This is a genomic window from Streptomyces sp. NPDC001832 (assembly GCF_040297265.1).
Taxonomy (GTDB): domain Bacteria; phylum Actinomycetota; class Actinomycetes; order Streptomycetales; family Streptomycetaceae; genus Streptomyces.
Genome location: NZ_JBEOYU010000048.1, coordinates 1 through 26,398, shown reverse-complemented (window position 1 = coordinate 26,398; position 26,398 = coordinate 1). Strand labels below are relative to the sequence as shown.

At 70.3% G+C, this 26,398-nt stretch carries 21 protein-coding genes; 5 read left to right on the top strand and 16 right to left on the bottom strand.

The annotated features are described in order from the left end of the window. Positions 1-4: 4 nt before the first annotated feature. Positions 5-1,051, bottom strand: coding sequence for a PhoH family protein (locus ABT115_RS26750; protein WP_351794768.1), 1,047 nt, complete (start codon positions 1,049-1,051; stop codon positions 5-7). Positions 1,052-1,253: 202 nt separating this feature from the next. Beyond that, a complete protein-coding gene (locus ABT115_RS26745) occupies positions 1,254-2,378 on the bottom strand; it encodes a carbohydrate kinase family protein (protein WP_351794766.1) in 1,125 nt (374 codons plus the stop codon). 338 nt (positions 2,379-2,716) lie between these two features. Here ABT115_RS26745 and ABT115_RS26740 point away from each other — a divergent pair, with 338 nt between their 5' ends. Then, positions 2,717-4,075, top strand: coding sequence for an MFS transporter (locus ABT115_RS26740; protein ID WP_351794763.1), 1,359 nt, complete (start codon positions 2,717-2,719; stop codon positions 4,073-4,075). Here ABT115_RS26740 and ABT115_RS26735 read toward each other — a convergent pair. The 9 genes from ABT115_RS26735 to hrcA form a co-directional block, all read right to left on the bottom strand. Beyond that, positions 4,039-5,031, bottom strand: coding sequence for an adenosine deaminase (locus tag ABT115_RS26735; protein ID WP_351794761.1), 993 nt, complete (start codon positions 5,029-5,031; stop codon positions 4,039-4,041). The two genes, ABT115_RS26740 and ABT115_RS26735, sit on opposite strands and share 37 nt — an antisense overlap. Positions 5,032-5,069: 38 nt before the next feature. Beyond that, positions 5,070-5,978 (bottom strand): ribonuclease Z, encoded by a 909-nt coding sequence (locus tag ABT115_RS26730; RefSeq protein WP_351794758.1) that lies wholly within the window; start codon positions 5,976-5,978, stop codon positions 5,070-5,072. An 18-nt stretch (positions 5,979-5,996) separates the two neighbouring features. Further along, positions 5,997-6,356, bottom strand: coding sequence for a histidine triad nucleotide-binding protein (locus tag ABT115_RS26725; RefSeq protein WP_351794756.1), 360 nt, complete (start codon positions 6,354-6,356; stop codon positions 5,997-5,999). Between the two features lie 161 nt (positions 6,357-6,517). Continuing rightward, entirely contained in the window at positions 6,518-9,790 is a 3,273-nt protein-coding gene (locus ABT115_RS26720) for a S41 family peptidase (protein WP_351794753.1), read from the bottom strand. Positions 9,791-9,923: 133 nt separating this feature from the next. Continuing rightward, a complete protein-coding gene (locus tag ABT115_RS26715; RefSeq protein WP_351794750.1) occupies positions 9,924-10,355 on the bottom strand; it encodes a hypothetical protein in 432 nt (143 codons plus the stop codon). Positions 10,356-10,587: 232 nt separating this feature from the next. After that, complete coding sequence (locus tag ABT115_RS26710; RefSeq protein ID WP_351794747.1) at positions 10,588-11,334, bottom strand: 16S rRNA (uracil(1498)-N(3))-methyltransferase; 747 nt, start codon at positions 11,332-11,334, stop codon at positions 10,588-10,590. Then, positions 11,331-12,407 (bottom strand): nitronate monooxygenase, encoded by a 1,077-nt coding sequence (locus tag ABT115_RS26705; RefSeq protein ID WP_351794744.1) that lies wholly within the window; start codon positions 12,405-12,407, stop codon positions 11,331-11,333. The genes ABT115_RS26710 and ABT115_RS26705 overlap by 4 nt, the downstream gene beginning before the upstream one ends. 116 nt (positions 12,408-12,523) lie before the next feature. Next, positions 12,524-13,660 (bottom strand): molecular chaperone DnaJ, encoded by a 1,137-nt coding sequence (gene dnaJ / locus ABT115_RS26700; protein ID WP_351794741.1) that lies wholly within the window; start codon positions 13,658-13,660, stop codon positions 12,524-12,526. After that, positions 13,661-14,677: a heat-inducible transcriptional repressor HrcA gene (gene hrcA / locus ABT115_RS26695; protein WP_351794738.1), complete on the bottom strand. Its 1,017-nt coding sequence runs from the start codon at positions 14,675-14,677 to the stop codon at positions 13,661-13,663. A gap of 185 nt (positions 14,678-14,862) precedes the next feature. Here hrcA and ABT115_RS26690 point away from each other — a divergent pair, with 185 nt between their 5' ends. Together ABT115_RS26690 and ABT115_RS26685 are read left to right on the top strand one after the other, a co-directional pair. Beyond that, positions 14,863-15,615: an MBL fold metallo-hydrolase gene (locus ABT115_RS26690; protein WP_351794735.1), complete on the top strand. Its 753-nt coding sequence runs from the start codon at positions 14,863-14,865 to the stop codon at positions 15,613-15,615. A 25-nt stretch (positions 15,616-15,640) separates the two neighbouring features. Then, on the top strand, positions 15,641-16,462 hold the full coding sequence (locus ABT115_RS26685; RefSeq protein ID WP_351794733.1) for a DUF3097 domain-containing protein: 822 nt from the start codon (positions 15,641-15,643) through the stop codon (positions 16,460-16,462). Between the two features lie 105 nt (positions 16,463-16,567). On the opposite strand, the gene hemW is transcribed toward ABT115_RS26685, so the two are convergent. From hemW to lepA, 4 genes are all read right to left on the bottom strand, one after another. Beyond that, positions 16,568-17,809: a radical SAM family heme chaperone HemW gene (hemW, locus tag ABT115_RS26680; RefSeq protein WP_351794730.1), complete on the bottom strand. Its 1,242-nt coding sequence runs from the start codon at positions 17,807-17,809 to the stop codon at positions 16,568-16,570. Between the two features lie 114 nt (positions 17,810-17,923). After that, positions 17,924-19,849 carry a SpoIIE family protein phosphatase gene (locus ABT115_RS26675; RefSeq protein WP_351794819.1) on the bottom strand — a complete coding sequence of 642 codons (1,926 nt, stop codon included), beginning with the start codon at positions 19,847-19,849 and terminating at the stop codon, positions 17,924-17,926. A 261-nt stretch (positions 19,850-20,110) separates the two neighbouring features. Next, positions 20,111-22,000 carry an AMP-dependent synthetase/ligase gene (locus ABT115_RS26670; RefSeq protein ID WP_351794727.1) on the bottom strand — a complete coding sequence of 630 codons (1,890 nt, stop codon included), beginning with the start codon at positions 21,998-22,000 and terminating at the stop codon, positions 20,111-20,113. A 335-nt stretch (positions 22,001-22,335) separates the two neighbouring features. After that, entirely contained in the window at positions 22,336-24,210 is a 1,875-nt protein-coding gene (lepA, locus tag ABT115_RS26665) for a translation elongation factor 4 (protein WP_351794725.1), read from the bottom strand. A gap of 215 nt (positions 24,211-24,425) precedes the next feature. On the opposite strand from lepA, the gene rpsT reads away from it, so the two are divergent. Beyond that, positions 24,426-24,692 (top strand): 30S ribosomal protein S20, encoded by a 267-nt coding sequence (gene rpsT / locus ABT115_RS26660; protein WP_124717766.1) that lies wholly within the window; start codon positions 24,426-24,428, stop codon positions 24,690-24,692. A 289-nt stretch (positions 24,693-24,981) separates the two neighbouring features. On the opposite strand, the gene holA is transcribed toward rpsT, so the two are convergent. After that, complete coding sequence (gene holA / locus ABT115_RS26655) at positions 24,982-25,968, bottom strand: DNA polymerase III subunit delta (RefSeq protein WP_351794723.1); 987 nt, start codon at positions 25,966-25,968, stop codon at positions 24,982-24,984. Between the two features lie 77 nt (positions 25,969-26,045). On the opposite strand from holA, the gene ABT115_RS26650 reads away from it, so the two are divergent. Next, positions 26,046-26,291 (top strand): hypothetical protein, encoded by a 246-nt coding sequence (locus ABT115_RS26650; RefSeq protein ID WP_351794720.1) that lies wholly within the window; start codon positions 26,046-26,048, stop codon positions 26,289-26,291. Positions 26,292-26,398: the final 107 nt, after the last annotated feature.

Genomic DNA, 26,398 nt, shown 5'->3' with positions numbered 1-26,398 from the left:
GCGACTACTTCCCGTTGTGGCTGTTCCGGCCGGTGCGACCGTCTCGGTTGTCGTATTTTTCGTACGCGTCGACGATACGGCCGACCAGCTTGTGCCGGACGACATCCTGGGAGGTGAGCCGGGAGAAGTGCACGTCCTCGACACCGTCCAGGATCTCCTGGACCTGGCGCAGGCCGCTGCTGGTCCCGTTCGGCAGGTCGACCTGGGTGACGTCACCGGTGACGACGATCTTCGAGTCGAAGCCGAGCCGGGTCAGGAACATCTTCATCTGCTCGGCGCTGGTGTTCTGCGCCTCGTCGAGAATGATGAAAGCGTCATTGAGCGTGCGTCCGCGCATGTATGCCAGGGGGGCGACCTCGATCGTGCCCGCCGCCATCAGCCGCGGGATCGAGTCGGGGTCGAGCATGTCGTGCAGCGCGTCGTAGAGCGGGCGCAGATACGGGTCGATCTTCTCGTAGAGCGTGCCCGGCAGGAATCCGAGCCGCTCACCCGCCTCGACGGCGGGACGGGTCAGGATGATCCGGTTGACCTGCTTGGACTGCAGGGCCTGGACCGCCTTCGCCATGGCGAGATAGGTCTTGCCGGTGCCTGCGGGGCCGATGCCGAACACGACCGTGTGCCTGTCGATGGCGTCGACGTATCGCTTCTGGTTGAGCGTCTTGGGGCGGATCGTGCGACCGCGGCTGGAGAGGATGTTCTGGGTGAGCACTTCGGCCGGTGTCTCCAGGCCGTCCCCCTCGCCGCTCTCACTCGCCCTGAGCATGGCGATCGAGCGTTCCACTGCGTCCTCCGTCATCGGCTGACCGGTGCGGAGCACCAGCATCATCTCGTCGAACAGGCGCTGGATCAGGGCGACTTCCGTCGCGTCTCCGGCAGCGCTGACCTCATTTCCGCGGACATGGATGTCGGCCGCCGGGAAGGCCGTCTCGATCACGCGCAGCAGCGCGTCTCCTGAGCCCAGGACAGTCACCATCGGATGCTTGGCCGGAACGGTGAACTGGGCTCGCGCCTGCCCCGGCGCAGGGGTCTGGGCTGTGGGTGTCTGAGTCATGGGCCGGCTCTGTGGCCTGCACATACCTCCCGTTGCAAGGTTCTCGCCGATCGACAACCTCTGGGTTTCCAAGCCTACGACTCCGCGCCGACAACACCGAGCCCTTTTTCGCACGCGCTGCGAACACATGTGCCCAGGGTTGGACAACAGCTTCTAACGACCTCGCCCACCATCGGCAGCCGCTGACAATCGTGGGCGAGGTTTACGCCGGGCGGCGGAAGCCGATCGTCGGGACGGCCCGGCGCAGCGGCCACGGCCGGGCGGCGGCGGGCAGCAGTTTCTCCAGGAACGCGTACCGCTGGAGCGCCGCCGGGTCCTGGTCGGCGAAGGTGCGGACCTGCTGCCACCAGGCGGCGATCTCCTCCCAGTCCGGCGCCGACAGCGATCCACCGAACTCCTGCACCGAGAGCGCCGCGGTGAGTCCGGCGAAGGCCAGCCGGTCGGCCAGCGGCCAGTTGGCCAGGGTGCCCGTGACGAACCCGGCGACGAAGACATCGCCCGCCCCGGTCGGATCCAGCGCCTCGACCTCGATCGCGGGTACCTCGGCGCTCGCCCCTGTCACCGCGTCCACCGCGTACGCGCCCTCCGCGCCCAGGGTGACCACGGCGAGCGGCACCCGCTCGACCAGGGCGTGGGCAGCGGCGCGCGGGCAGTCGGTGCGGGTGTAGCGCATCGCCTCCTCAGCGTTGGGAAGGAATGCCTGGCAGTGCTCCAGGTCGACGAGGGCGTCCAGATCCCAGCGGCCGGTCTCGTCCCAGCCGACGCCGGCGAAGATCCGGGCGCCGTGCCTGGCCGCCTCGGCGACCCAGGGCTCGCTGCGGCCGGGGACGAGCGAGGCGATGGCGGCCCGGGCGCGGGGCGGGCAGCTCGGGAACGCGGGCTCCTCGGCGGGGATCGCGAGGCCGGGGGTGCCCGCGGGGCCCGGGGCCTCGTGGCCGTGCGAGACCATCGTCCGCTCGCCCTCGTATGCCATCGAGACGGTCACCGGCGAGTGCCAGCCGGGGACGGTGTGCGACATGGACAGGTCGATGCCCTCGCCCTGTTCCAGGGCGTCCCAGCAGTACTCCCCGTAGTGGTCGTCGCCGAACGCCGCCGCCAGCGAGGTGTGCAGTCCCAGCCGGGCCAGCGCGGTGGCCATGTTGGCGACCCCGCCGGGGCTGGAACCCATGCCGCGCGCCCAGGACTCGGTGCCGCGCACCGGGGCGCTGTCCAGGCCGGTGAAGATGATGTCGAGAAAGACCGTGCCGGTGAGGAAGACGTCGCAGTCCGGGTCCTGCGGGGCGCGCAGCCCGTCCAGTGGGTCGATGCCTGGAATGTCTGTGCTCACCTTGCACTCCCCGGTCGTGGCAGATCTGGCCAGTGTGCCCGATCCACCGCCCGTAACCGCAGGGTCCGCGCCGCCATTTCAGGAGGGTCGGCGAACGCCCCGCGCATACAGGCGCCGACCTGCATAAACGATCGCTGCTACCCGCACAGCCGGAGAGCAAACCCATATATGCCTCAGATCACACAGGGGAGCCTTTCGAACAGTGGGAAGCAGTTGATACAAATTGGCCCGCGAGCCCCGTAGGCGACAGTCGCCGATGTGTGCCCCGTCCCCCCGTATTTCCCGCATTGCCCTCCCCTGCCTTCTCTGCCTTCTTCGGCATGTCTTCAGGAACGCCCATGTCCTCGCGCCCTCGCGCCGCGTGGCCCCTGGTCGCCGTGTTCACCGCCGGTTACCTCGCCGCCTATCTGCTCCCCACCATCGTCGGGCGTCTCTCCGCCTGTCTGGGCCTCAGTACGACCCAGGCCGGTCTGGTGGGCAGCGTCCTTCTGCTGAGCTCGGCCACCGCCGGGTTCACGCTGGCTGGCCGGGTCGAGACGTACGGACCGCGAAGGTCGGCCCGGATCGGGCTGGTGCTGGCCATGGCCGGATACGGCTGCGCAGCGCTGGCGGGCTCCGTGCCGCTGGTGGTCATCGGCGCGATGATCGGCGGCTTCGGCTCCGGCACGGCGACCGCGGTGGCCGCGGCGGGCATCGCCGCCCAGCGCGATCCGCACCGGACCTCGTCGCTCGGTCTGCTCAGCGTCTCCGCGACGGCGGGCGCCCTCTATCTGACGATCCCGCACCTCGGCGGCGGCCACCGGCTGCCGTTCGCCTCGATCGCCCTGGCCGCCCTGCTCGTCTGGCCTGCCACCGCACGGCTCGGCGGCACCACGCCCGGCGGCGGCGCCGCTCCCGTCGCCCGTCGGCTGCCGCACCACCGTTCCGGTCTGGTGCTGGCGGGCGGAATGCTCGTCTGGTCCATGGCCCAGAACGCGCTGTGGGGCGTCAGCGGCCGGATCGGTGTGGTCCAGGCGGGCCTCTCCGAGGTCGCCGTCGGTGCGGTGTTCGCCGCGGCGCTCGGTGCGGGTCTGCTCGGGGTGATGGGCGCCGGGGTGCTGGGCGCCAGGCTCGGCCGGGCGGTGCCGATCGGCCTGGGCACCGTGATCATCGCGGCGAGCATCGTGCTCAGCTCGTCGGCCGGGAATCTCGGTTCGTTCGCGACCGGTGAGATCCTGTGGAACACCGTCTACCCGGTGGTCCTGTCGTATCTGATCGGCCTGGCCGCTTCCCTGGACGTACGCGGCCGCTGGGCGGTACTCGCGGGCTCCGCCTCATCCGTCGGGGTGGCCTGCGGACCGGTTCTCGGCAGTGTGCTGTCCGAGCAGGCCGGTTACCCGGCCATGGGCCTGATCCTGGGCGCCGTCACGCTCCTGGTCGCGGTCCCGGTCACGGCCGTCGCCCTGCACACCGGTGGCCGTCCGCTGGTGCCGGGATCGGTGCGCCGCAGGGGCGGTGCCCCGGCCGCGCTGCTCGCTGTCACCACCGGAGCGGTGCCCGGTGCCGTGCCCGAGCTGGGCGCGCCGGAGCAGGCCGTCACGGAGATCAGCCTGCCCGCGCTGCGTCGCAGGCGGCTGGGCAGGAACGCGTTCCGGACGGCCGGTCCGTCGGGTGGGGCCGGTCAGTCGAACTCGTACGCCTCGACCTCGGCCAGATAGCGCGCCCTGCGCTCCTCGTCGTGGTCGAGGAAGGCCGCCTCGAAGGAGTTGCGGGCCAGCGTGCGCAGCTGCTCGTGGTCCAGGCCGAGCGCCTCGTGGACGGCGTGGAAGGTGTCCCCGACGTATCCGCCGAAGTAGGCGGGGTCGTCGGAGTTCACCGTGCAGAGCAGTCCGGCGGCCATCATGGCCGGCAGCGGGTGCTGCTCCAGGGTGTCGATGGCGCGCAGCCGTACGTTGGACAGTGGGCAGAGGGTGAGCGGCACACGGGCGGCGGCCAGCCGCTTCACCAGGTCCGCGTCCTCCATGCAGCGCAGGCCGTGGTCGATGCGCTCGACCCCGAGGACGTCCAGGGCCTCCCGGATGTACTCGGGCGGGCCCTCCTCGCCGGCGTGGGCGACCTTGCGCAGCCCGAGCGCCCCGGCCGCCTCGTACACCTCACGGAACTTGACGGGCGGATGCCCGACCTCCGCCGAGTCCAGGCCCACGGCGCTGATCCGGTTCAGATACGGCCTCGCGGCCTGAAGGGTCTCCAGCGCCGATTCGGCGGACTGGTCGCGCAGGAAGCACATGATCAGCTGGGTGGAGATGCCGTGCCTCTCCTCGCTGCGGTCCAGCGCCCGGCCGAGCCCCTTGATGACGGTGCCGATCGGGACGCCGCGGGCGGTGTGCGCCTGCGGGTCGAAGAAGATCTCCGCGTGCCGGACGCCCTGGGCGGCGGCGCGGGTGAGATACGCGTCGGCGAGCTCCTCGAAGTCTTCCTCGGTCCGGAGCACCGCCATCAGGGCGTAGTACAGATCGAGGAAGGTCTGCAGATCGTCGAAGAGGTAGGCGGTGCGGAGCTCTTCGGTGTTCGCGTAGGGCAGCTGCACGCCGTTGCGTTCGGCGAGCGCGAAGGCCAGCTCGGGTTCGAGGGTTCCTTCGATGTGGAGGTGGAGTTCGGCCTTGGGGAGGTGCACGGGATTTTCACGCTCACAAATGGTGGTGCTGATGTGTTTCAGAGGTGCCGGGTGGGGACGGGAATCCGGCTGAGGTCCCGGGCGACGGTCAGTTCGCCCTCGAACCCCGCGGCGCGGGCCTGGGCTTCGAAGACGGCCGGGTCGTCGTACCGCTGCGAGAAGTGCGTCAGCACGAGGTGCCGTACGCCCGCGTCCCGGGCCACCCGGGCTGCCTGCCCGGCGGTCAGATGGCCGTGGTCGGTGGCGAGTCGCTCGTCCTCGTCGAGGAAGGTCGACTCGATGACCAGCAAATCGCATCCCTCGGCGAGCACGTGCACGCCGTCGCAGAGCCTTGTGTCCATGATGAACGCGAACCGCTGCCCGCGCCTGCGCTCGGAGACGTCGTCGAGCGTGACGCCGCCGAGGGCGCCCTCGCGCTGGATCCGGCCGACGTCCGGCCCCGTGATGCCATGCTCGGCGAGCTTCGCGGGCAGCATGCGGCGCCTGTCGGGCTCGACGAGCCGGTAGCCGTACGACTCGACGGGGTGCGAGAGGCGGTGGCTGCTGAGCGTGTACGCGTCCGTGGTGGCGAGCACCCCGTCGGCGGCGACCGGGGCCTCGGTCAGCTGGACGGTCTCGCGGTAGGCGGTCGCATACCGCAGCCGCTCGAAGAAGCGCTGCCCGCTCGCCGGGTAGTGCGCGGTGACCGGGTGCGGGACCTGGTCGAGGTTGATCCGCTGGATCACCCCGGCCAGGCCGAGCGAGTGGTCGCCGTGGAAGTGCGTGACACAGATCCGGTCGATGTCGTGCGCGGCGACACCTGCCCGCAGCATCTGGCGCTGGGTGCCCTCACCCGGGTCGAAGAGGATGCCCTCGCCGTCCCAGCGCAGGAGATAGCCGTTGTGATTGCGGTGCCTGGTCGGGACCTGGCTGGCGGTGCCGAGGACCACGAGTTCGCGTACGGACACGGTGTGCGATCGACCGTTCTAGCCGGGGGGCCACTGCAGTCCGCGGCCGCCCAGAACGTGGGCGTGCGCGTGGAAGACGGTCTGGCCGGCGCCGGAGCCGGTGTTGAAGACGACCCGGTAGCCGCTGTCCACGATCTTCTCGTCGGCGGCTACGTGGCCGGCCTCGCGCAGTATGTCGGCAGCGATCCCCGGCTCGGCGGCGGCGAGGGCGGCGGCGTCCCGGTGGTGGACGCGAGGGATGACGAGTACGTGCGTGGGGGCCTGCGGGTTGATGTCCCGGAAGGCGACGGTGGTTTCGGTCTCCCGGACGATGGTTGCCGGGATGTCACCCGAGACGATCTTGCAGAACAGGCAGTCGGGCTGCGGTTCTCCCGCCATGGGTCGGCTCCTCGGTCGGTGGTGATCGTTGTCCGGTGATGATCGTTGTACGGCATGGTATCGGGGCGGTCGGAGGTGGGGTGGGGGGCACCCGATGTACGTGCGGGTGCCCCTGCGGCGGGCCTTGTACCCGCCGCACAGGCACCCGGCCCGCCGCCCCGCTACGCCCCCGGCCGCTCCGGTGCCCGCTTCGCCGGCGTCTGCGCCAGCGACGCGAGCGCGATCCGGATCGCCTCGTCCAGCTGCGGATCCCGCCCCGCCGCATGGTCCTGCGGCGCCATCACGACCTCTACATCGGGATCGACCCCGTGGTTCTCCACACCCCAGCCGTAACCCTCGAACCAGAACGCGTACTTGGGCTGGGTGACGGACGTCCCGTCCACGAGCTTGTACCGGCTGTCGATGCCGACCACCCCGCCCCAGGTACGCGTGCCGACCACCGGCCCGATGCGCAGCGCCTTGATCGCCGCGTTCACGATGTCGCCGTCCGAGCCGGAGAACTCGTTGGCGACGGCGACCACGGGGCCGCGCGGCGCGTCCTCCGGGTAGCTGTACGGCTGCATGCCGCGCGGCAGGTCCCAGCCGACGATGCGGCGGGCGAGCTTCTCCACGATCAGCTGCGAGGTGTGGCCGCCCCGGTTCTCCCGGACGTCCACGACCAGCCCCTCGCGGGCCACTTCGATCCGCAGGTCGCGGTGGAGCTGCGCCCAGCCCGAGCCGACCATGTCGGGGACATGGAGATAGCCGAGGCGTCCGCCGGAGTGCTCGTGGACGTAGGCTCGGCGGTCGGCGACCCACGCGTGGTAGCGCAGCGCCTCCTCGTCGGCGACCGGTACGACCACCACATGGCGCGGGTCGCCGCCGTCCACGGGTGAGACGGTCAGCTCGACCGGTTTGCCGGCCGAGCCGGTGAGCAGCGGTCCGGGCCCGGCCACCGGGTCGACCGGGTGCCCGTCGACGGCGAGGATCGCGTCCCCGACGCGCACCGCCACCCCGGGTGCGGCGAGCGGCGAGCGGGCCGCCGGGTCGGAGGTCTCGGACGGCAGGATCCGGTCGATGCGCCAACTCCCTTCACCCGTACGGGAGATGTCGGCGCCGAGCAGCCCCTGCAGGGCCGAGTCGTCGCGCCATCCGCCGGGCGGCGTCACATAGGCGTGCGAGGTGCCCAGCTCACCCTGCACCTCCCACAGCAGGTCCATCAGGTCATCGTGGGTGGCGACGCGCTCCAGCACCGGCCGGTAGCGGTTCAGGACTCCGTCCCAGTCGATGCCGCCCATGTCGGGACGCCAGAAGTTGTCCCGCATGATGCGCCCGGCCTCGTCGTACATCTGGCGCCACTCGGCGGCCGGGTCGAGGGTCCGGCGGATCCGGGAGAGGTCGACCGTGACGCTGCTGTCGCTGCCCCCGTCGTGGTCGTCGTCGCCGGCCGGGACGCGGCTGTCGGACGGCACGACACGCAGCTTGCCCCGGGTGTGCAGGACGATCCGCTTGCCGTCGCCGCTGACCGCGAAGCCGCCGATGTCCGAGGCGAGTTCCTCGCAGCGCAGCTTCTCCAGGTCGTACCGTTCGAGGACGGTCTCGGGTCGGCGGGAGTCGGGCGTGGCGCCGCTCGTACCGAGCACTCCGGTTACCGGGTGGCTCAGCCACAGCAGCCCGTCCTTCGCGGCGCGCAGCGTGGAGTAGCTGGCAGCCTCGACGGGCAGCGGCACGATCCGGTCGGCGAGTCCGTCGAGGTCGATCCGGGTGACGGGCAGCGCGGTCGGGTTGTCCTCGCCCTCGCCGCTCTTCTCCTTCTCGGTCGGGCGGCCGTGGCGCTGCGGCCCGAACGGGGAGGGCGTGGTGGCGGCGAGCGTCAGCAGATGCGGACGGCAGGCGCCGATGAAGGCCAGATCGAAGACATGGGCGTCGTAGACCGGGTCGAAGGACCGCTCGGAGAGGAACGCGAGGTGCTTGCCGTCGGTGGTGAACGCGGGTGCGAAGTCCCGGAAGCGCAGCGGAGTGGCCTCGGCGACCGACAGATCGGCGAGATGCGCGAGCTTGAGCTGCCTGAGCGGATCGGGCCCGGGGTGCGACCAGGCAAGCCAGGCGGAGTCGGGCGAGAAGACGAGGCCGGAGACGTCGCCGTGCTCGCTGCGGTCCACCTCGTGGACCTCGCCGCTCTCCCGCTCGACGATCAGTACCCGCCCGTCGTGCGCGGCGACGGCGAACCGGCTGCCGTCCGGGGCCGCTGCCAGGTCGAGAACCCTGCCGATACGGCCCGCGGCGAGGCGGCGCGGTACGGCGCCCGGTGCGGTGCCGGTGGCGGGGGCGCACTCCAGGGCGTCGTCGCCCTCGGCGTCGGTGACCCAGACGACGTGCTGGTCGCCGTCGGCCTGGAAGGTGCGGGGCATCCTGGCCCGTACGCCCGGTTCGACGGCGAGCGCGCGGGCCGGTCCCTCGCGGTGGGTGACCCAGTGGACGGCACCGCGCGTCGCGACGGCGCTGCCGCGGCCCGTACGGTCCGGGGACGCGGTGTCGAGGTGGTTGCCGGCGTGCACGGGGTGGGGCTGCAGGTCGGCTCGCTGGCCGCCGAGCTGGATGTCGATGCGGCGGGGCTCGGAGCCTTCGAGGTCGTCCAGCAGCCAGAGTTCACCGGCCGAGGCGTAGGCGACGCGGGTGCCGTCGGTGGTCGCGTGGCGGGCGTAGAAACTTTCGATGCCGGTGTGCCGGCGCAGGTCCGAGCCGTCGGGGAGCGAGGAGTAGAGCGCGCCCACGCCTTCATGGTCGGAGAGGAAGGCGACTCGTCTTTGAGCTCTCGACTCCGTTCGAGCAGGGGAGTCCGCACTGCCCACCCACATCGGGGATTCGATGTTCCCGTCGAGGTCCTCGTGGAGCCGTACGAACTCCGCCGGGCCGTCGGTCGTTCCCTCTTCCGCGATCCACAACTTGCCTGCGGTGCCGCCCCGGTAGCGCTTCCAGGCGGCGGCCTCGCGCCCCATGGTGGCCGAGAGCAGCAGGACCCGTCCGCCGGGCCCGTACGCGAGGGCGCCGACCGGCCCGTATGGCAGGATCCGCGCGGGCCCGCCGTCGACCGGGACGGCCCTGGCCCAGCTGCGCCGCAGCGATGCCTGGCCCTGGGTGCTGATGACCAGTACGTCGCCGTCGGGCGTCCAGCCGCGTACGGAGGTCCGTGCGTCGCCCCAGTATGTGAGCCGCTTGGAGGGGCCGCCGTCGACCGGTGCGATGTGCACTTCGGGCGCCCCGTCCCGGGTGGACGTCCATGCGACGCGGGTTCCGTCGGGAGATATACGCGGGTTGGTGACAGGCCGGTTGTCGGCGCTGACGCGCCAGGCTCGGCCGCCGTCCAGCGGCGCCAGCCAGACGTCGTCCTCGGCGGTGAAGGCGATCAAATCGCCCTGGACATGGGGGTATCGGAGGTAGGCAGGCTGTGTCACACCGATCACCCTAGGCTTCCGGCGTGCTCCGCGGAACTGGGTTGGCCGGAGTCCGCCGGGTGGCCCGGTGCCGGACACACTTGGGCCGACCGGCAAATGGGCCGCGACGCCGCCCACCAATTGCCGGTCGGTCCTACTTGCCCCGGAGCGATTCGGTCACCGTGACCGTCACGGTGACCGCCGGCCGGGCGCTGCCGCTGCTGCCGCCCTGGGGAGGATTCGCCCCGATGGTCGACGGGGCGGCGTTGCAGTCGCCGAGCACATCTGCCCGGAAGACGGCCTTCCCGCCGGTTCTGGCGGTCAGGTCACCCCGCACACACCGCCCGTCCAGGGCCTGGGTCACCTCGCCGGTGATCGTGATGTCCTTGCCGCTCCCGGTCCTTCCGGTGCAGTCGACGCCCGCGGTGCCGTGCGCGGAGGCGGAGGCGGAGGCGGAGGCGGAGGCGGAGGCGGACGGTAACGCGCCCACGACCTGGTTCCCGTGGATGTCGGCCGTGCAGTTCAGCCACCGCACATCGACCCCGTTGCGCTCCAGGGCGCTGGTACCGGTCAGGTCGGTTGTCACTGCGATGGATGCCGAGTTCAGGCTGCCCGTCGGCTCACAGGCCACGGCGCCCGCGACCGCCGCGCCCGCGAGTGCGGACGCGGCCAGAAAGCGACGGGTTCTTCCCTGCCCCCATGACCCTTGATGTCCACATGTCCTTGATGTCCCCATACGGGCAGCTTCCCATCGATCCCCCATGGGACGGTAGACGGCTTGCGGTCACAACGGGCGGCGCAGGCGCGTCAAAGGGAGCTCACGCCCAGCGGCCGGTGCGCCCCAGCAGCAGTGCCGTCGCCGCCGTGCCCGCCGTCGAGGTGCGCAGGACTGACATTCCGAGCCGGCAGGTACGGGCGCCCGCCGCGGCGAAGGTCGCCAGTTCGTCCGGCGACACACCGCCCTCGGGGCCGACGACCAGCACGATCTCGCCCTGGGTGGGGAGCTGAACGGTGGCCAGCGGCTCGCTGTCGTGGCCCCGGTCCTCGTGCAGGACGGCGGCGAAGTCCGCCGCGGCCAGAAGTGCGGCGACCTGTTTGGTCGTCAGTGTGTCCGCCACCTCGGGGAAGCGCACCCGGCGCGACTGCTTGCCCGCTTCCCGGGCGGTGCTGCGCCATTTCGCGAGGGACTTGAGTCCGCGATCGCCTTTCCACTGCGTGATGCAGCGCGATGCCTGCCAGGGCACGATCGCGTCGACACCGGTCTCCGTCATCGTCTCGACGGCGACTTCGCCGCGGTCACCCTTGGGCAGGGCCTGGACGACGGTGATACGAGGTGTGGGCCACTGCTCCTCATGGGCCGTCGCCAGACCGGCGACCACGAGCCGGTCCTTGCCCTCGGTGGCCCTGACGATGCCTTCCGTCCAACGGCCGTGGCCGTCCGTCAGCACGACGTCCTCACCGGCGTGCAGCCGCTTCACCGATACGGCGTGCCGTCCCTCGGGTCCTTCCAGGACGAACTCTGGCCCGTCGGGGACCTGTTCGACGACGAAGACCGGTGCGGTCACTGCATACTCCCTGTGCTCACTGCCGCCCGTGCGGCGTCCAGTTCTTCGGCGAGCAGTCCGATCAGCCGACCGGCCGGCAGCTCGCGTGCCATCCGATGCCCCTGCCCCGCCCACAGTGCCATGCCCTGGGCGTCCCCGGCCTTTGCCGCCGCCTTGCGCAGCCCGGCCGTCAGACAGTGGACCTGCGGGTAGGCGGCGGGGGCGTACGGGCCGTGTTCGAGCATGAAGCGGTTGACCAGACCTCGGGCCGGGCGGCCGGAAAACGCCCGGGTCAGGGCGGTCCGTACGAACAGCGGGTTGGTCAGTGCCTGCTTGTGCAGCGGATTCGCCCCGGACTCGGGGCAGATGAGGAACGCCGTGCCGAGCTGCGCCGCCTCCGCGCCCGCGGCGAGCACCGCGGCGATCTGGGACCCGCGCATCAGCCCGCCCGCGGCGATGATCGGCACCTGCACGGTCTCGCGGACCTGGGCCACCAGGGAGAGCAGCCCGATCCCGGTGCCGTCGGTCTGCGGGTCGTCGCGGTGGGTGGACTGGTGGCCGCCCGCCTCGATGCCCTGGACACAGACCGCGTCGGCGCCCGCCCGCTGGGCGGCCTGGGCCTCCTCGGGTGTGGTGACCGTCACTACGGTGTACGTGCCGACGGCGGCGAACGCGTCGAGGGTGTCGCGGGCCGGGCAGCCGAAGGTGAACGAGACTGCCGGGACCGGGTCCTCCAGGAGGATGGCGAGCTTGGCCTCGTAGCCGTCGTCGCCTGCACTGGAGTCCGGGTCGCCGAGCGGGGTCTCGTACCAGGCGGCCTCACCGGCGAGCTGATGCCGGTACACCTCGACGGCGCTCGGGTCGGCGAGAGCAGGCTGCGGCATGAAGAGATTGACGCCGAAGGGCTGATCGGTCAGCCCGCGCAGCTGTTTGATCTCGTTGTACATGCCGTCCACCGTCTTGTACCCGGCGGCCAGGAAGCCCAGCCCGCCCGCTTCGGCGACGGCCGCGACGAGCTGCGGAGAGGACGCACCACCCGCCATCGGGGCCTGCACGATCGGATACCGGCAGAGATCGGTCAATACGGATGACATGACCGCATCGTGTCACGTCCTGCGTGCCTCGGCGTGCGGGGCCTGCGGTCCAATTCGTGCTCAAACTCCGGACGGGCTCGGCAGGCGCGCCCGTCCGGAGGCCGTGTGCAGGGCCGTCAGCGGCCGTTGAAGGCATCCTTCAGCCGGGAGAACAGCCCCTGCTGCCCTGGCTGGAACTGGCCGGTGGGCCGCTCCTCGCCGCGCACCTTCGCCAGGTCCCGCAGCAGTCGCTCCTGCTCCGGGTCCAGCTTCGTCGGGGTCATCACCTCGACGTGCACGATCAGATCGCCACGCCCGCCGCCCCGCAGATGCGTGATGCCGCGGCCGTGCAGCGGGACCGACTGGCCGGACTGGGTGCCGGGCCGGATGTCGACCTCCTCCAGGCCGTCGAGCGTCTCCAGCGGCACCTTGGTGCCGAGCGCGCCCGCCGTCATGGGGATGGTGACCGTGCAGTGCAGATCGTCACCGCGGCGCTGGAACACCGAGTGCGGCAGCTCATGAATCTCCACGTACAGATCGCCGGCCGGGCCGCCGCCGGGGCCGACCTCGCCCTCGCCCGCGAGCTGGATGCGGGTGCCGTTGTCGACACCGGCGGGGATCTTCACGGTGAGCGTGCGCCTCGACCGGATGCGGCCGTCACCGGCGCACTCCTGGCACGGGCTCGGCACGACCGTACCGAAGCCCTGGCACTGCGGGCAGGGCCGCGAGGTCATGACCTGGCCCAGGAAGGACCGGGTGACCTGGGAGACCTCGCCGCGGCCGCGGCACATGTCACAGGTCTGGGCGGAGGTGCCGGGTGCGGCGCCCTCGCCGCTGCAGGTCGTACAGACGACGGCCGTGTCGACCTGGATGTCCTTGGTGGTGCCGAACGCGGCCTCGGCGAGGTCGATCTCCAGCCGGATCATCGCGTCCTGGCCGCGCCGGGTGCGCGAGCGGGGTCCGCGCTGCGACGACGTACCGAAGAACGCGTCCATGATGTCGGAGAAGTTGCCGAAGCCACCCTGCCCGAATCCGCCCGCGCCGCCGCCGCCCGAGGCGGACAGCGGGTCGCCGCCGAGGTCGTAGACCTGCTTCTTCTGCGGGTCCGACAGCACCTCGTAGGCGGCGTTGATCTCCTTGAACCGCTCCTGGGTCTTCGGATCGGGGTTCACATCCGGATGCAGCTCGCGAGCGAGCCGCCGGAATGCCTTCTTGATCTCGTCCTGAGATGCGTCGCGGCGCACGCCGAGTACGGCGTAGTAGTCCGTGGCCACTTACGACTCCGCCAGGATCTGTCCGACGTAACGTGCCACTGCGCGTACCGCTCCCATCGTTCCGGGGTAGTCCATGCGGGTCGGTCCGACCACGCCGAGTTTGGCGACTGCCTCGTCGCCCGAACCGTAGCCGACCGCGACGACGGATGTGGAGTTGAGCCCCTCGTGGGCGTTCTCGTGCCCGATCCGTACGGTCATGCCTGAGTCCTTGGCCTCGCCGAGCAGCTTCAGCAGCACGACCTGTTCCTCCAGTGCCTCCAGCACCGGCCGGATCATCACAGGGAAGTCGTGCCCGAAGCGGGTGAGGTTGGAGGTGCCGCCGATCATCAGCCGCTCCTCCGTCTCCTCGACGAGGGTTTCGAGCAGGGTGGAGAGCACGGTGGACACGGTTCCCCGGTCCTCGCTCTCGAAGGATTCCGGCAGATCCTGCACCAGCTGCGGAACATCCGTGAAACGGCGTCCGACGACCCGGCTGTTGAGCCGGGCCCGCAGATCGGCGAGAGATGTCTCACCGAACGGAGCGGGGCAGTCGATCATGCGCTGCTCAACCCGGCCGGTGTCCGTGATCAGCACGAGCATCAGCCGGGCGGCTGCCAGTGACAGCAGCTCCACATGCCGAACCGTCGACCGGGTCAGCGAGGGGTACTGCACGATGGCGACCTGCCGGGTCAGCTGCGCGAGCAGCCGTACGGTGCGGCCCACGACATCGTCGAGGTCGACCGCGCCGTCGAGGAAATTATGAATGGCACGACGTTCCGGCGACGAGAGGGGCTTGACGCCCGCAAGCTTGTCGACGAAGAGCCGGTAGCCCTTGTCCGTCGGGATGCGTCCCGCACTGGTGTGGGGCTGGGCGATGAAGCCCTCGTCCTCCAGCACCGCCATGTCGTTGCGGACAGTGGCCGGGGAGACCCCCAGCTTGTGCCGCTCGGTGAGCGCCTTGGAGCCCACGGGCTCCTCCGTGCCGACATAGTCCTGGACGATGGCGCGCAGCACTTCGAGTCTGCGTTCGCTGAGCATCGCGCACACCTCCAGCTGTGTTTCCTCGGTGGTTCTCGGGCCGTTCCTGCTTCATTCCCAGGAACCCCCCTGGCACTCTGTCCTCGCGAGTGCCAGCAATCTCCCGCCCAGTGTACGGCGGTCGAGTGGGGGCCTAGCAAGGGTTACCGCGGGACTGCGCAGGTCGTTGCCGATAGCGTCGCGGTATGAACGCCTCTTGGGAAGAGTTCGGCTGGGAGCGACTCGGTCACGGAGTGGGCCGACGCCGCCTTCCCGGATGGGATGCGACAGTCGCGCTGGTGGCCGGAGCGGATGGAGTGCTGCTCTACGACACCGGATCAACACTTCGCGAAGGCGCGGAAGTACGGGCCCAGGCGCAGGCCCTGCTCGGCCGGAGGGTGACGCATATCGCACTCAGCCACCCCCATTTCGACCATGTACTGGGCACTGCCGCGTTCTGTGGCACCCAGGTGTACGGAGCGGTCGGCATGGCCGGGCTGCTGAAGCTCGGGGCGGACGATCTGCGCGCCTCCGCGGTGCGCCACGGAGTGTCCGAACACGATGCGGCCGAGGCTGTTGATGCGCTGGTGGCGCCGCACCACGAGGTGTGCGGCGAGTGCACGCTCGATCTGGGCGGCGGCCGTCAGGTGGTGCTGGTGAATGTGGGCCCCGCCCACAGCAGCCACGATCTGGCGGTGCTCGTCCCCGGCTCCCCAGCGGTGGTGCTCTGCGGCGACCTGGTCGAGGAGTCCGGCGAACCGCAGGCGGGACGGGACGCCGTCCCGTCCCGCTGGCCGGCCGCGCTGGACCGGCTGCTGGCGCTGGGCGGCGAGGACGCGGTGTACGTTCCGGGGCACGGCGCGGTGGTGGACGCGGCGTTCGTCAGGCACCAGCGCGACCAACTGGCCGTCCTCCATGACCCTGAAGGCATCGGTGGTGCCCCCTCCGGCGTGTCGTGATGTGTTGCCCTCCTATCGTCATCCAATGCGCAGCTACCAGCCGGACCTGACCCCGCCGTGGAAGAAGTCCACCCCCGTTCCCGAAGTCCCCGCCGAGCCCGATCTGGTCGTGGAAGAGGTCTCCACCGGATTCTGCGGTGCGGTGATCCGCTGCGAGAAGACGGCCCAGGGTCCGACGGTGACCCTGGAGGACCGCTTCGGCAAGCACCGGGTGTTTCCGATGGAGCCGCGCGGCTTCCTGCTGGAGGGCCGGGTGGTCACACTCGTACGCCCGTCGGCGGCCGGCCCGGTACGCCCCACGCGCACAGCCTCGGGTTCGGTCGCGGTCCCCGGGGCGCGCGCCCGGGTCGCGCGGGCGGGCCGGATCTACGTGGAGGGCCGCCACGACGCGGAGCTGGTCGAGCGGGTCTGGGGCGACGACCTGCGGATCGAGGGCGTGGTCGTCGAATACCTGGAGGGCATCGACGACCTCCCGGCCATCGTGCGCGAGTTCTCCCCCGGCCCGGACGCCAGGCTGGGCGTCCTGGTCGACCACTTGGTCCCGGGCTCCAAGGAGTCCCGGATCGCGTCCCAGGTCTCGGACGCGAACGTGCTGGTGGTCGGCCACCCGTACATCGACGTGTGGGAGGCGGTGAAGCCGTCGTCCGTGAGCATCGCCGCCTGGCCGGTGGTCCCGCGTGGCGAGGACTGGAAGACGGGCGTGTGCCGCGCGCTGGGCTGGCCGGAGAGCACGGGCGCGGCCTGGCAGCGAATCCTGTCCGCGGTGCGCTCGTACCGGGATCTGGAACCGGCGCTGCTGGGCTCCGTGGAACACCTGATCGACTTCGTGACAGCGCCGCCTCAGTAGCCTCTCCGTCGGCCCCCCGCCCCGCTGGCTTTCGGGTTACCTCTGACCGGGCAGCCACGCCCTGGCACGCACGCGTTCCGGTCGGAGGCCACCCGACAGCCTCTCTCAGTCCACCAGATCCCGCACCACCGCATCCGCCAACAACCGCCCCCGCAACGTAAGCACCGCCCGCCCCTCCCCATACGGCACCGGCTCCAGCAGTCCGTCCTGCACCGCCCGCCCCGCCGCGGCCAGCCCCGCCGGTGCCAGCAGCGACAACGGACACCCGTCCGCGAGCCGCAGCTCCAGCAGAATCCGCTCGACCCGCCGGTCCTCCGCGGAAAGGATCTCGCGCCCGGCCCCCGGCGACCGCCCCTCGGCCAGCGCCTGTGCGTACGCCCCCGGATGCTTCACGTTCCACCAGCGCACCCCGCCGACATGGCTGTGCGCCCCGGGACCGGCGCCCCACCAGTCGGCGCCGCGCCAGTACAGCTCGTTGTGCAGGCACCGGCCCTCGGGCGTACGGGCCCAGTTCGACACCTCGTACCAGGAGAAGCCCGCCGCGGCCATCGCCTCGTCCGCGATCAGGTACCGGTCCGCATGGGCGTCGTCATCGGTCATCGGGATCTCGCCGCGCCGGATCCGCCGGGCCAGCCGGGTGCCCTCCTCGACGATCAGCGCGTACGCGGACACATGGTCCGGCCCCGCACCGATCGCAGCGTCCAGCGAGGCCCGCCAGTCGTCGTCGGATTCCCCGGGAGTGCCGTAGATCAGGTCGAGGTTGACGTGCTCGAACCCCGCGGCCCTCGCCTCCGCGACACACGCCTCGGGCCGCCCCGGCGTATGCGTACGCTCCAGGATCTTCAGCACGTGCTGCCGCGCACTCTGCATCCCGAACGAGATCCGGTTGAAGCCGCCTTCCCGCAGCTCCGACAGATACGCCGGGCCGACGGACTCCGGATTCGCCTCCGTCGTGATCTCCGCGTCATCGGCGAGCCCGAACTCGTCACGGATCGCCGCCAGCATCCGTACAAGATCCCCGGCAGCAAGCAGCGTGGGAGTGCCGCCGCCGACGAAGACCGTTCGGACCGGCCGCGGGTCGTCGCCGAGGACCTTGCGGGCCTGGCGGACCTCGCCGATCAGGTGGGCGGCGTAGTTGTCCCGGGAGGCCAGCACACCGCCGGAGCCGCGCAGCTCGGTCGCGGTGTATGTGTTGAAGTCGCAGTAGCCGCAGCGGGTCGCGCAGTACGGCACATGCAGATAGAAGCCGAGCGGCCGGTCGGCGGCGCCTTCCAGGGCGTGGCGGGGCAGCGCCCCGTCGTCGGGTACGGGTTCACCATCGGGCAGTACGGAAGGCATACCGCCCATTGTGACTCGCCGCCGGGGACCTCCGAGCCACGTCCGCGATCAAGGCCTCGCACCCACGGGCCGCCCCGCCGGACCCGAACCGCGGTAAGCACCCCCTGCCGCCCTGCCGCGCCCTCACCCCGCCTGCAGCACCAGCAGCGCCAGATCGTCATCGGGCGGCCGTTCGGCGAATTCGTGCACGGCCCGTTTGATCCGGTCTGCGATCCCGTCCGCCGACAGCCCGGCACAGTCGGCCAGCGCCCGGGCCAGACCGTCCCCGTCGTCGAACATCAACACCCCGGAGCGCCGCTCCGTCACGCCGTCCGTGACACACAGCAGGCTGTCGCCGGGCGCCAGCTCGAAGCTCTGGCTCTCGTACGCGACGTCGTCGAAGATCCCGAGCAGCATCTGCGGTTCTGCGGCCGGGCACACCTCGCCGTCGGGGCGCAGCAGCAGCGGCAGCGGGTGACCGGCGCTGGCGAGGGTGCAGCGCACGCCGCCGCCGGGCAGCGGCACGAGTTCCCCGTACAGCAGGGAGAGGAAGCGGGACTGCCCGGTGTCCGCCGTCTGCTGGCCGCCCGCCGCGGCCACCATGAGCGCGGCTGCCTCGGCAGCCTCCATGGCATCGTCGAGGAGCAGCCGGTTGAGCCGGTCCAGCACTTCGCCGACCCCGAAACCCTCACGGGCCAGCAGCCGCAGCCAGGGCCGGGCGAGGCCGGTGACGACGGCGGCTTCGGGGCCGCTGCCCTGTACATCGCCGAGGACGAAGCACCAGCGGTCGCCGGGGCACGGGAAGACATCGTAGAAGTCGCCGCCGACGACCCCGTCGTCGCTGGGTTCGTACACCAGTGAGCTGGTGACGCCGGGTATGTCGGCTACCTTGCTGGGCAGCAGTGCGCGTTGCAGGATGCGGCTGATGGTGGCCTGCCGGGTGTAGGCGCGGGCGGCACCGACGGCGAGGCCGACACGGCGTACGAAGTCCTCGATCAGGGCGGTCACTTCGTCGGGAACGCGTGCCATGCCCTCCCGGCCGAGGAGTACGGCGCCGAGTGTCCGGCCGCCCGATGTGATCCGGTAGGCGAGAGCGGATCCGGCGCACCCGTCGGATTCCTCGCCGTCTTCCTCGCCCCCGGGCCAGGGCATGGAGACGGGTCCGGTGCCCACCCGCTCGGGCAACCGGATCGGGTCCTGCTCCAGCACCGTACGCAACTGCCCGGTCTCGGCCTCGTCCCGGTGCCAGGCGCTGGCGAGCCGGGGAACGGCGGCGTGGCCGCCGTTCTCGGGCTCCAGCCAGATCGCGCACCAGTCGGCGAGTCTGGGCACCAGTAACTGTCCGGCGAGCGCCGCGACAATGTCCTCGTCGAGCTGGCCTGCGAGCAGGTCCGAGGCCTCGGCGAGGAACGAGAGCGCGCCGCGGCCGGCCCAGTCCGCGCCGTCGCGCAGGGCCCGTCGGGCACTGGGGGCGAGCAGCTCGGCGGCACGCAGTCCCTGCTGGAATCCGGGCTCGGCCGACGGTTCGGGGAACGGATTCCAGTCGTCGACGGGAAGACGGGCCCATACGGTCTTGAGGCCGGTGCGGTAGGTGATGCCCCAGCGCTCGGCGAGGGTGCCGACGAGCTGGAGCCCGCGACCGTACTCGGCGGGCTCCTCGGGGCCGGTGGGGGCATCGCCCTCCACCGCGTCCGCCGCGCTGCCGGCCTCCGGGCGTTCGCTGCGTACGGCACGCGCCGGGTGGTGGTCGGAGACCTCCAGCACCAGGGCCGCGGCCTCGTCCTCGGCGGCCTCCTCGAGCCGGCAGATCAGCTCGACATTGGTTCCGGCATGCACGACCGCGTTGGTGACCAGCTCGCTGACGACGACCGCCGCGTCATCGGCGAGACGTTCGCTGAAGCCCACGGCCGCCGGCAGTCCCAGCCCGGTCCAGTCGGTGAGCGCTGCCAGGACGAACCGGCGGGCAGCGGAGGGCGCGAGGAGGTTTCCGGGCAGGGACGTACGGGCGGCCGGCCGCGCATCCGCATGGCCGATGGTGATACCGGGACGCTGGACGATGTCCCGCTGCAAGGGAATGGGCCCCACGGTGCAGCTCCTGACCTGTTCTCGCTCTGTCTGTCTGTTCTCGTTCTGTTCTCGCTGGGCGCCGCTGACAACACCGACAGAGTGACAGATGGACCACGCTCATAAGCGACGAGTTGCCGAAGTGAGCAGAGAAAGTGAGCCGAGAAAGTGAGCAGAGAAAGCGGAAGCAGCCGCACCATAGGGCCGGTTGGTCCAAGAAACTGTTGCCCAACCCCCGCTGGGCTCGGGGGGGGTGGGAAACAGCTTCTAAACCTCGCGGGTCCCCACGTACATGTCGTCGATGAGGGCCTTGTACTCACGCTCGACGACCGGCCGCTTCAGCTTGAGACTGGGCGTCAGCTCGCCGTGCTCGATGTCGAGGTCGCGGGGCAGCAGCCGGAACTTCTTGATGGTCTGCCAGCGTTGCAGTCCGTTGTTGAGCCGCTTCACATAGCCCTCGATGAGCTGCACGGCCTGCGGGGACGCCACCACTTCGGCGTACGGCTTCCCGCCGAGACCGTTCTCGGCGGCCCAGCCGAGGATGGTCGGCTCGTCGAGTGCGATCAGGGCGGTGCAGTAGTTGCGGTCCGCGCCGTGCACCAGGATGTTGGAGACGAACGGGCAGACCGCCTTGAACTGTCCCTCGATTTCCGCCGGGGCGATGTATTTGCCGCCGGACGTCTTGATCAGGTCCTTCTTGCGGTCGGTGATCCGGAGATAGCCGTCCACGGACAGCTCGCCGATGTCGCCGGTGTGGAACCAGCCGTCCGCCTCCAGCACCTCGGCGGTCTTCTCCGGGAGCCCCTGGTAGCCCTCCATCAGGCCGGGGCCGCGCAACAGGATCTCGCCGTCGTCGGCGATCCGCACCTCGGTGCCGGGGAGCGGCTTGCCCACGGTGCCGGTGCGGTAGGCCTCGCCCGGGTTGACGAAGGAGGCGGCGCTGGTCTCAGTGAGGCCGTAGCCCTCCAGGATGTGAATGCCGACGCCCGCGAAGAAGTAGCCGATGTCGGGGGCGAGCGCCGCGGAGCCGGAGATACAGGCGCGCAGCCGGCCGCCGAAGGCCTCGCGGATCTTGGCGAAGACGAGGGCGTCGGCGACCTTGTGCTTGGCACCGAGAGCGAACGGGACGGCGGCCGTGCCGGTGCGCCGGAAGTTGTCCTGCGAGACCTTCGCGTACTCGCGGGCGACCCCGGCCGCCCACTGGAAGATCTTGTACTTGGCCCCGCCACCGGCCCGTGCCTTGGCGGCGACGCCGTTGTAGACCTTTTCGAAGATACGCGGGACGGCGGCCATGTACGTCGGCTGGACGACCGGCAGATTCTCGATGATCTTGTCGACCCGGCCGTCGACGGCGGTGACGTGGCCGACCTCGATCTGGCCGGAGGTGAGGACCTTGCCGAAGACGTGTGCGAGCGGCAGCCAGAGGTACTGGACGTCGTCCTTGGTGATCAGGCCGGTCGCCACGGTGGCCTTGGCCATGTACGACCAGTTGTCGTGCGGCAGGCGTACACCCTTGGGGCGTCCGGTGGTGCCCGAGGTGTAGATCAGGGTGGCCAGCTGGTCCGCCGTGATGGCGGCGACTCGTTTCTTGATCGTGTCGGGGTTCTTCGCCAGGTGCTCGGCCCCGCGGGCCTCAAGATCTGCGAGCGTGAGGACCCAGCCCTCGGGGTCGCCCTCGGCGGGCGCTGCGTCCTCGGGGTCGATGACGACGACATGGGCGAGGTTCGGCAGCTCGGCGCGGCGTTCGCGGGCCTTGGCCAGTTGGCCGGCGTCCTCGGCGATCAGGACCCGGCTCTCGGAGTCGGAGAGGATGAACGCCGACTCCTCGGCGTTGGTCGACGGGTAGATCGTCGTGGTGGCGGCGCCCGCGCACATCACGCCGAGGTCGGTGAGGATCCACTCCACTCGCGTGCCGGCGGCGAGCGCGATCCGCTCCTCCGGCTGCACACCCAGATCGATCAGCCCTGCCGCGACGGCGTATACGCGCTCGGCGGCCTGTGCCCAGCTCAGCGACTTCCACTCATCCGGTCCGTCGCCGGCGGCCGCAGGGACCGGATAGCGGTAGGCCTCCCTGTCCGGGGTGGCCTCGACGCGGTCGATGAAGAGGTTCGCCACGGAGGGCGGTCGGTTATCGATCAAGGTCTGTGTGTCGCTCACGACATCCTCCGGGCCTGCGGCAGTGCTTCACGACCGATTGTTGGCTGCTGCTTGTTCCTACGGGTGTTCCCGCACACTCTGTGCGCTTGGTCCTGCGGTGCTTGTCCTGTTGCTTGTCCTGCGGCGCGCACCCCGCTTGATTAACTGGCGAGTAACTACAGGCCTGATCAGGGTAGAGCGCCCGCGTCCGCCGCGTAAGGGGCAATGGACCGCCGCTTCATAACAAACGGGCCCCTGTGCCACAGCGCGCTGCGGCACAGGGGCCCGTCGGGCTGCCACCGTGCAGGGGCAGACGGAGCCGGGGTGGGAGTTGCTTCTCGGCCTTGCGGCGGAAGCTACTTCTTGGACTTGCCGTCCCCGCCCGACTCGTCCGTCGACAGCACGGCGATGAAGGCCTCCTGCGGCACCTCCACATTGCCGACCATCTTCATCCGCTTCTTGCCTTCCTTCTGCTTCTCCAGCAGCTTCCGCTTACGGGAGATGTCACCGCCGTAGCACTTGGCGAGGACATCCTTGCGGATGGCACGGACGGTCTCACGGGCGATGACCCGGGAGCCGATGGCGGCCTGGATCGGCACCTCGAAGTTCTGCCGCGGGATCAGCTCGCGCAGCTTGGCGACGAGCCGCACGCCGTACGCGTACGCCTTGTCCTTGTGCGTGACCGCCGAGAACGCATCGACCTTGTCGCCGTGCAGCAGGATGTCGACCTTGACGAGCTGGGCGGACTGCTCGCCGGTGGGCTCGTAGTCGAGCGAGGCGTAACCGCGCGTCTTGGACTTCAGCTGGTCGAAGAAGTCGAAAACGATCTCGGCGAGCGGCAGTGTGTAGCGGATCTCGACCCGGTCCTCGGAGAGGTAGTCCATGCCGAGCAGGGTGCCGCGCCGGTTCTGGCAGAGCTCCATGATCGCGCCGATGAACTCGCTGGGGGCCAGGACCGTGGCGCGCACGACGGGCTCGTGCACCTTGTCGATCTTGCCCTCGGGGAATTCGCTCGGGTTGGTGACGGTGTGCTCGGTGCCGTCCTCCATCTCGACGCGGTAGACCACGTTGGGCGCGGTGGCGATGAGTTCGAGACCGAACTCGCGCTCCAGTCGCTCGCGGATCACATCGAGGTGGAGCAGGCCGAGGAAGCCGACGCGGAAGCCGAAGCCGAGCGCGGCGGAGGTCTCCGGCTCGTACACCAGGGCGGCGTCGTTGAGCTGGAGCTTGTCGAGCGCCTCGCGCAGGTCCGGGTAGTCCGAGCCGTCCAGCGGGTACAGGCCCGAGAACACCATCGGCTTGGGGTCCTTGTAGCCGCCCAGCGCCTCGGTCGCACCCTTGCTCAGGGAGGTGATGGTGTCACCGACCTTGGACTGCCGGACGTCCTTCACACCGGTGATGATGTAGCCCACTTCGCCCACACCGAGCCCGTCGGCCGGGGTCATCTCCGGAGAGGAGACCCCGATCTCCAGCAGTTCATGGGTGGCGCCGGTGGACATCATCTTGATGCGCTCGCGCTTGTTGAGCTGACCGTCGACGACACGGACGTACGTGACGACGCCGCGGTACGAGTCGTAGACCGAGTCGAAGATCATCGCGCGGGCGGGGGCGTCGGCCTCGCCGATCGGGGCCGGGACATCCTTGACCACCCGGTCGAGCAGCGCGTCCACGCCGACACCGGTCTTCGCGGAGACCTTGAGTACGTCCTCCGGCCGGCAGCCGATGAGGTTGGCCAGTTCCTCGGAGAACTTCTCGGGCTGCGCGGCCGGCAGGTCGATCTTGTTCAGCACCGGGACGATGGTGAGGTCGTTCTCCATCGCCAGGTAGAGGTTGGCCAGCGTCTGGGCCTCGATGCCCTGCGCGGCGTCGACCAGCAGGATCGTGCCCTCGCAGGCGGCGAGCGAGCGGGAGACCTCGTAGGTGAAGTCCACGTGGCCCGGGGTGTCGATCATGTTGAGGACGTGGGTGCGCCCCTGGTCCTCGCCCGTGGTGGGCGCCCAGGGCAGACGCACCGCCTGGGACTTGATGGTGATGCCGCGCTCGCGCTCGATGTCCATTCGGTCGAGGTACTGAGCGCGCATCTGCCGCTGGTCGACCACGCCCGTGAGCTGAAGCATCCGGTCGGCAAGGGTCGACTTGCCGTGGTCGATGTGCGCGATGATGCAGAAGTTGCGGATCAGCGCCGGGTCGGTACGGCTCGGCTCGGGCACGTTGGTAGGAGTCGCGGGCACGCAGGGTCCTGATTCTTGAGACGCCGAACGCCGTGTCTCGGGTCGATGTCGGTTCGGTCGGATCGATACGTAGCCTCCATCGTCCCATGGTTGCGGGGCTGAGACCGGTTTGGGCCGGTCGGAGTGGGGCTGGTACCGTTGACAGCTGTGTCTCGCGACTCTCTCGGGTCGTACGGCGCACATCGAAGATCCATCGAACCTGAAAAGGCTCTTTCGTGGCGAACATCAAGTCCCAGATCAAGCGGAACAAGACGAACGAGAAGGCGCGCCTGCGTAACAAGGCCGTCAAGTCCTCGCTCAAGACCGCTATCCGCAAGGCTCGTGAGGCTGCCGCCGCGGGTGATGTCGAGAAGGCCACCACGGCCGCTCGCGACGCCTCCCGCGCGCTCGACAAGGCCGTCTCGAAGGGTGTCATCCACAAGAACGCCGCCGCCAACAAGAAGTCGGCGCTGGCCTCCAAGGTTGCCTCCCTCCAGGGCTGAGCTTTCTGATGTAACCGCCGGAACGGACCAGCGGGCCCTCTCTCCCGCCCCTGCCCGGCCCCCGTGCCGCACACCGAACCTGCGTTCGCCACGCGGGTGCGGCGCACCAAGTGTGAACCGAAGGCCCCGGGTCTCGCTCTCCCCAGAGCGTGACCCGGGGCCTTCGGCGTTCCCTGTTCAGCCTGTCGAGGGGATCCGCCGTGCCCTTGAGGCTAGTGCCCTTGAGGCTATGGGGGAGATTGAGGACGGAGCGATCGCCGGACGAACCCGGCACCCTCACTCCGCCCGGCTACCGCCCTGACCGTGCCGCCCGCGCCACCGCGACCACGGCCTTCTCCAACGCGTATTCCGGGTCGTCGCCGCCCCCCTTGACGCCCGCGTCCGCATCCGCGACCGCCCGCAGCGCCACGGCCACCCCGTCCGGCGTCCACCCACGCATCTGCTGGCGCACCCGGTCGATCTTCCATGGCGGCATACCCAGCTCACGGGCGAGGTCCGCAGGCCGTCCTCCGCGCGCCGAGGACAGCTTCCCGATCGCCCGTACGCCCTGCGCCAGCGCACTGGTGATCAGCACAGGCGCCACCCCGGTCGACAGCGACCAGCGCAACGCCTCGAGCGCCTCCGCGGCCCGCCCCTCCACCGCGCGGTCGGCGACCGTGAAACTCGACGCCTCTGCGCGGCCCGTGTAGTAACGGGCGACGACCGCCTCATCGATCGTGCCCTCGACATCCGCGACAAGCTGCGATGCCGCACTCGCCAGCTCCCGCAGATCGCTGCCGATGGACTCGACCAGCGCCTGGCACGCCTCGGGCGTCGCCGAGCGCCCCAGCGTCCGGAACTCCGACCGCACGAACGAGAGCCGCTCGGCCGGCTTGGTCGTCTTCGGACACGCGACCTCCCGCGCCCCGGCCTTGCGCGCCGCGTCCAGCAGCCCCTTGCCCTTGGCTCCGCCCGCATGCAGCAGAACAAGGGTGATCTCCTCGACCGGATCGCCGAGGTACGCCTTGACGTCCTTGATCGTGTCGGCGGAGAGATCCTGCGCATTGCGCACAATCACCACCTTGCGCTCGGCGAAGAGCGACGGGCTCGTCAGCTCGGCAAGAGTGCCGGGCTGAAGCTGGTCGGAGGTGAGGTCGCGGACATCCGTGTCGGGGTCCAAGGCACGGGCCGCCGCCACCACCTGTTGCACGGCACGGTCGAGAAGCAGGTCCTCCTGACCCACAGCGAGCGTGACGGGGGCGAGCGGATCGTCGTTGGAATTCTTTCTGGTGGCCATCGCCGTCCAGCATCCCACGCGCCACTGACAACCCCGTCGCCGGAGCAACGGCGTACGCCGTACGGAAGAATGGGCAGGTGAGCGATGTGAGACATGTGCTGGTGCTGCCCGACCGCGATGCCGCGGAGGAGGTGGCCGCAGAACTCGGCGACCGTTTCGGGGTCGCCGAGGAACCCCAGCTCGTACGCGATGCACTGGCCGGCGAGGACGATGCCGAGGACGCCCAGTGGCTGGTGGTCGTGGAGGACCCGTCGGGGCGGCTGGACTCCTCGGCGCTCGATGCGTTCGTCGCGGAGTACGACGGGTGGCTCGAATCTCCCTGAATGGCGTCCCGCCTCAGCTTGACGTTTAACCCCGGCAAGATCATGTCTTGTCGGGGTTCGTCATGCGCCGGACAGCAGGCGCGGCCGCCTGTGATGCTCGAAGTGTT